Raw genomic sequence first — 5,624 nt, forward strand, 5'->3', positions numbered from 1 at the left:
ACCCCACCCGTGTGAAGGGTGTGCTCTCCCGCTGAGCTAATCGCCCGCTCGTTGCCCGAAGGCCAAGCGAGCCGCGATATAAGGGAGGCCCACGGGGGAAGTCAAGGCAGTGTCCGGCGTTCCGACAGGGTTCGGATTTGCGGGAGTTCGGCCTGTTTGCGGCGCGGCGCCGTGCTCGTTTCCGGTCAGCGTCCCGCGGCAGCTATGATCAGCTTCTGGGCCAGATCCAGCGTCAGCGCATCGAAATGCGAGATCACCGCCGAAGGATCGAATTCGCGCACATGGCGGTCCGTGTAGCCGAAATCGACCGCAACCACCGGAATGCCGGCTGCCTTCGCGGTGTCGATGTCGGTTTGCGAATCGCCAACCATCAGGGCGTTGCGCGGGTCGCCGCCGGCGATCGCGATGGTCTCGATCAGATGGCGCGGGTCGGGCTTGCGGAAGGCGAACGTATCCTGGCCGGCGATCGCCGCGAAGTGCCTGGTCAGGCCGAGCGCCTCGATCAGTGCCAGGGAATTTGCTTCGTACTTGTTGGTGCAGATGGCCAGCAGGTAGCCGGCGTTCTCGAAGCGCGCGATGGCCTCGACGACGCCGGGATAAGGGCGCGACTTTCCAGGGATGTTCATTGTGTAATGATCGAGGAAAAGCTTCAGCAATCTGTCGTGCTCGTCGACAGCGAGCGACCGTTGCCGCGCGGCGTGGGCACGTTCGATCATCACCCGGCCGCCGTGGCCGACGAACCGCCTGAAGCCGGCTTCGTCGACGGACGGGATGTCGCTCGCGGCAAGGCTGTGGTTCAGGCTGTCCAGCAGGTCCGGCGCCGTATCGATCAGCGTACCGTCGAGGTCGAACACGATGATCGGGCGGCTCATGGTCTGTCCTGTCATGATTGTTCTGAGGGCAGGCGATAGCGGCTGCGGCCCGTCGAGGCAAGCAGGCTTCGTCCCATGGCCCAAGGGCTTTGACCGGGCTGGCAAAGATGCTAGGAGCCGCGTGCAACAGGTTACCGGGCGACATAACGCATGGACGCGAAGCAGTTGAAGGTTGAAGCCGCACGGGCGGCGCTGGCGCATGTGACCGACGGCATGCGGCTGGGCATCGGCAGCGGCACGACCGCCGAGGCCTTCGTTCGCCTGCTTGCCGAGAAGGTCGCCAATGGCATGACCATCATCGGCGTACCGACGTCCGAGCGCACCGCTTCGTTGTGCCGCGAGCTTGGCGTCCCGTTGTCCACGCTTGACGAGACGCCGGAGCTCGATCTCACCGTCGACGGCGCCGACGAGGTCGACCAGGCGTTGACCCTGATCAAGGGCGGTGGCGGCGCGCTGTTGCGCGAGAAGATCGTCGCGGCGGCGTCGGAGCGTATGATCGTGATTGCTGACGCGTCGAAGATGGTCGAAACGCTCGGGCACTTCCCCCTGCCGATCGAAGTCAATCGGTTTGGACTGCGGGCAACCGAAATCGCCATTGGTGCCGCGGCCGGCGAACTCGGCCTTTCCGGTCCGGTCACATTGAGGATGACGGGTGGGCAGGCTTTTGTTACAGACGGCGGCCATTTTATCCTCGATGCATCTTTTGGCCGCATTCCGGATACAAGAGCGCTTTCGAATGCTCTCCACGCCATTCCGGGCGTGGTTGAGCATGGTCTTTTCATCGGGCTGGCGTCAGCGGCCATCATCGCCGGCGGCGACGGCATTCAAGTCGTCCATGCCGCCCGAAAACCAGGGAGTTCTACCGACCATGATGTTGCATAACCGGGTTCGCCAACTGTCCGCCATCGTGGCGACCTCAGTCGTTTTTGCGTTTTCGTCGCCAGCCTTCTCCCAGGATGTCACGGAGTCGCACCTGAAGGCGGCGCGGGCCGCGGTTGCCGCGATCCATGCGACCGACCCGTTCGACAGCATCCTGCCGCAGGCGGCGGCCGCGCTCGAATCGCAGCTCATCCAGAAGAACCCCGATATGCAGGAACTGATCGGCAAGACGATCAGTGAGAAGGCGCTTGCCCTGGCCTCGCGCCGCGCCGACCTCGAAAAGGAAGCTGCCCTTGCCTATGCCAAGGTGTTTTCAGAAAAGGAACTGACGGACATCGCGAACTTCTACGCCTCGGACTCCGGCAAGAAGCTTCTCGACAGCGGCCCGACCGTCACCCGCGAATTGGTGAAGGCAGCCGACATCTGGCAGAACGGCCTCGCTCGTGACCTCGCCCAGCAGGTAGGGGAAACTTTGGCGGCGGCCGCCAAGGCAAAGGCCGTCGCGGCCCCGGCGACCGCACCCGCCGACGCGGCTGCTCCAGCCGACGGAACGCAGAATTGATATCCGCGGCTAGACCGTGATCGTTCAAAGCCCGGCTCGTCCGGGCTTTTCTTTTTAGGTTTGGCAGCCTACCTGTCATTGGATTTTCTGAAGTTCAAGGAACCGCGTCATGGCCGGGTATGACTACGATCTCTTCGTCATCGGCGGCGGTTCGGGCGGGGTGAGGGCGGCGCGTGTCGCGGCGGCGCTCGGCAAGCGGGTCGGCATCGCGGAGGAATACCGCTACGGCGGCACCTGCGTCATCAGGGGCTGCGTGCCCAAGAAGCTCTATGTCTACGCCTCGCAGTTTCCCGAGCATTTCGCTGACGCCGCCGGCTACGGCTGGACGGTGCCGGAGGCCAGTTTCGACTGGGGGACCCTGGTCGCCAACAAGGATCGCGAGATCAGCCGGCTGGAGGCGATCTACAAGAAGAATGTGCAAGGCGCGGGCGGCGAGACCTTTCATTCGCGCGCCACGATCGTCGACCCGCATGTGGTGCATCTTCTGGCCGAGGATCGCACGGTCACCGCCGACCAGATCCTGATCGCCACCGGCGGCCGCCCGGCGCCCCATCCCGCCTTGCCCGGCCACGAACATTGCATCTTTTCCAACGAGGCTTTCGATCTCAAGGAATTGCCCAGGGCGATCATGATCGAAGGCGGCGGCTATATCGCCGTCGAGTTCGCCAACATCTTCCACGGCCTTGGCGTCGACACCACGCTGGTCTACCGCGGCAAGGAGATTCTCAGCCGCTTCGACATGGACCTGCGGCGCATGCTGCACGAAACGATGGAAAGGAAGGGGATCAAGATCCTCTGCCATTCCGTATCGGAATTTGTCCGCAAGCGGCCCGACGGCCGGCTCGACGCGCACATCAATGACGGCACGGTGCTTACGGTCGATCAGGTCATGCTGGCCATCGGACGCGTTCCCAATACCGGGAACATGGGGCTGGAAGGCATAGGCGTTGAATTGAGCGCCATCGGCGCCATCAACGTCGACAAATATTCCCGTACCAACATCGACAACATCTGGGCGATAGGCGACGTCACCAACCGCGTGCAGCTGACGCCGGTGGCGATCCACGAGGCGATGTGCTTCATCGAAACCGCCTTCAAGGGCAATCCCACCGCGCCCGACCATGAGACGATCGCCACGGCCGTCTTTTCGCAGCCTGAGATCGGCACTGTTGGCCTGTCGGAGGATGACGCGGTCAAACGCTTTCCCGACATCGAGATCTACCGTGCCATTTTCAGGCCGATGCGGCACACGCTGTCTGGCCGCGACGAGAAGATGCTGACGAAGCTGGTCGTCGATGGCGTTTCCAGGAAAGTGCTTGGCGCCCATATTCTCGGGCCGGACGCCGGCGAAATGGCGCAGCTCCTCGCCATTCCGCTGAAGGCCGGCCTGTCGAAGGATGATTTCGACCGCACCATGGCCGTACATCCGACAGCGGCGGAAGAACTCGTCACCATGTACAAGCCGACCTACCGGGTGAAGGACGGCCAGCGCGTCGATTGAACGCGCCGGGAACAGCCATCCATCGCGGCACTCTGCAGCCGCGATGGAAATATAAGGCTTCTGCTACAGCAGCGTGCCGCGCAGGATCACCAGCGCCACCGAGAAATAGATCACCAGCCCGGTGACATCGACCAGCGTGGCGACAAACGGCGCCGACGCGCTGGCCGGATCGAAGCCGATCCGCTTCAGGGCAAACGGCAGCATCGACCCCGAAAGCGAGCCGAAGGTAACGATCCCGACCAAGGCCAGGCCCACCGTGGTCGCGATCAGCGGCCAATGCGCACCGTAGTCGTAGAAGCCCATATACTGCCAGAGCGCGATGCGGCAGATGCCGACAACGCCGAGGATGGCGCCAAGCACAAGGCCGGTGGGCAGTTCGCGCAACGCGACCCGCCACCAGTCGCGCGGGCCGATCTCGCGCAGCGCTAGCGCCCTGATGACAAGCGATGTCGCCTGCGAGCCGGAATTGCCGCCCGAACTCATGATCAACGGGATGAACAGCGTCAGCACGATCGCCTTTTCCAGTTCGCTCTCGTAGCCCTGCATGGCATTGGCCGTCAGCATCTCCGAGATGAACAGCGCGCACAGCCAGCCAGCCCGCTTCTTGACCATGGCGAGGAAGCTCATCTTCATATACGGCTCGCCAAGGGCCTCCATACCGCCGAAACGGTGCACGTCCTCGGTCGTTTCCTCGATCATCGTGTCGATGATGTCGTCGATGGTGACGATGCCGAGAATCTTGCCATGATCGACGACCGGCAGGGCGAGCAGATCGTATTTGGAGATCGTCTGAGCCAAGGTTTCACGATCGGTCAGCGGAGAGACCGTCACCGGCATGCGGTCCGGCGGCGCCACGCTCATGATCGGATCGTCGGGCTCACCGGTGATCAGCCGGCGCAGGCCGGTCGACCGAACCAGCAATTGGGTTTCGGGATCGACGATATAGATCGCATAGACCGTTTCACGCGTCCGTTCGACCTTGCGGATATGGTCGAGCGTGCGGCCAACGGTCCAGTCCGAAGGCACGCTGACGAACTCCGTCGTCATGATCGATGCCGCGCTGCCCTCCGGGTAACCCAGAATAGACAATAGGGTCGCGCGCAACTGCGGTGCAAGCGCGCCGAGCAGCTCCGAGCGGGCAGGCTCATCCAGTTCGCGCAGGATATCGGCTGCCCGGTCCACCGACATGGCGGTAAGCAGCTTGCCGGCTTTGGCGCGAGGCAGCGCCAGCATGAGTTCGGGCGCAGCATCGAGTTCCGGCTGATCGAATATCTCGACCAGCCGTTCGAATTTTACCTCGCAGAGAAGTTCCGTCGCGGTGGCTCGCGGCTCCCTGTTCAGGGCCTCGACAATGTCGGCGACGTGATCGTTGGCAAGAATACGGGCGATCGCGACGGCTTCGTCGCTCGCCACGGGGGCGAATTCGTTCATGGCTCACTCCTTGCCGTCCGGCAGGAAGTGAACCATTCAGGTCACATCCAGGCGGACGGCGGTTGCGTTCGACTGATACTGTCGCCAGGCATGGCGCGGTGACCTTTCCGCTTGCGGGTTCGCGTTCGGCTGTCTGCAAGCCGGCGCACCATAGGAGCGCTTATTGCCGAGTCAATCGCGGTGAAGAGGTAAACCGGACCCGGACGGGTCCGCTCGCGTGACTGTGATCACCGCCGCCGCAGGACGCGGGCCGGCCGATGTCGGAGCACGGTTATTTCTGCTTGAGCCGGCGCGAGAAGCGAAGCCATTTGTCCTCGACGGGCCGTGGCTGGGCAAGGATGGTGGTGAGTTCGACGGGCAGGGTAGGAACCAGGGGCTT

Annotated in this window: 5 protein-coding genes; 3 read left to right on the forward strand and 2 right to left on the reverse strand. The window is 63.2% G+C overall.

Annotated elements, in window-relative coordinates; all coding sequences use genetic code 11:
- Nucleotides 1-185: 185 nt before the first annotated feature.
- A complete protein-coding gene (locus WC739_RS24205; RefSeq protein ID WP_372955522.1) occupies nucleotides 186-872 on the reverse strand; it encodes a phosphoglycolate phosphatase in 687 nt (228 codons plus the stop codon).
- 150 nt (nucleotides 873-1,022) lie between these two features.
- Between WC739_RS24205 and rpiA the strand changes: the two genes are divergently transcribed.
- The 3 genes from rpiA to gor all read left to right on the forward strand — a co-directional run bounded on the left by rpiA (nucleotide 1,023) and on the right by gor (nucleotide 3,814).
- Nucleotides 1,023-1,754, forward strand: coding sequence for a ribose-5-phosphate isomerase RpiA (rpiA, locus tag WC739_RS24210; RefSeq protein ID WP_372955523.1), 732 nt, complete (start codon nucleotides 1,023-1,025; stop codon nucleotides 1,752-1,754).
- Entirely contained in the window at nucleotides 1,741-2,313 is a 573-nt protein-coding gene (locus tag WC739_RS24215; protein WP_372955524.1) for a DUF2059 domain-containing protein, read from the forward strand. Before rpiA ends, WC739_RS24215 begins: the two co-directional genes overlap by 14 nt.
- 109 nt (nucleotides 2,314-2,422) lie before the next feature.
- Nucleotides 2,423-3,814 carry a glutathione-disulfide reductase gene (gene gor, locus WC739_RS24220; RefSeq protein ID WP_372955525.1) on the forward strand — a complete coding sequence of 464 codons (1,392 nt, stop codon included), beginning with the start codon at nucleotides 2,423-2,425 and terminating at the stop codon, nucleotides 3,812-3,814.
- A gap of 63 nt (nucleotides 3,815-3,877) precedes the next feature.
- Here the strand turns inward: gor and mgtE are convergent, their stop codons facing one another.
- The gene (gene mgtE, locus WC739_RS24225) at nucleotides 3,878-5,245 is read right to left on the reverse strand and encodes a magnesium transporter (protein ID WP_372955526.1); all 1,368 of its coding nucleotides are present in this window, start codon (nucleotides 5,243-5,245) and stop codon (nucleotides 3,878-3,880) included.
- Nucleotides 5,246-5,624: the final 379 nt, after the last annotated feature.

Source organism: Mesorhizobium sp. (assembly GCF_041661565.1).
GTDB lineage: Bacteria > Pseudomonadota > Alphaproteobacteria > Rhizobiales > Rhizobiaceae > Mesorhizobium.

Bases quoted from the DNA above. Each gene is read 5' to 3' on its own strand.
- mgtE (WP_372955526.1), bottom strand. From the start codon at position 5,245: ATGAACGAATTCGCCCCCGTGGCGAGCGACGAAGCCGTCGCGATCGCC.
- WC739_RS24205 (WP_372955522.1), bottom strand. From the start codon at position 872: ATGAGCCGCCCGATCATCGTGTTCGACCTCGACGGTACGCTGATCGAT.
- gor (WP_372955525.1), top strand. From the start codon at position 2,423: ATGGCCGGGTATGACTACGATCTCTTCGTCATCGGCGGCGGTTCGGGC.
- rpiA (WP_372955523.1), top strand. From the start codon at position 1,023: ATGGACGCGAAGCAGTTGAAGGTTGAAGCCGCACGGGCGGCGCTGGCG.
- WC739_RS24215 (WP_372955524.1), top strand. From the start codon at position 1,741: ATGATGTTGCATAACCGGGTTCGCCAACTGTCCGCCATCGTGGCGACC.